Here is a 324-nt window from a genome sequence, read left to right on the forward strand (position 1 = left end):
ACTTATCACCAAAGGCGAGGTAGCCCATAAAAATCATTTCGCTTTCGTCCGCCGGGGCAAGGGCGGCAATACCCTTTTAATCCAATACGACAACAGCATAGCCGGTTACGACGAAGAAGACGTTGAAGAGATGAGGGACGAATACGGCGTAAATATAATAACGTACCATACCGAAGACACGATCTTAAAACGCATTGTCAGCGCCTTTATCAACCCGTTTACAATCGTATTATTCGCCCTCGCCACGGTGTCATTTTTTACCGACGTAATCTGGGCGGAACCGGGTTCCACCGATTTAACCGCCATTATCATCATTATGACGAT

At 46.6% G+C, this 324-nt stretch carries 1 protein-coding gene; it reads left to right on the forward strand.

Going from position 1 to position 324, the window contains the following annotated elements:
• The coding region (locus ACYVTD_RS18715) for a cation-transporting P-type ATPase (protein WP_461249087.1) at positions 1 to 324 on the forward strand (324 nt) is incomplete at both ends.

The organism is Treponema sp. R6D11, from assembly GCF_054786075.1.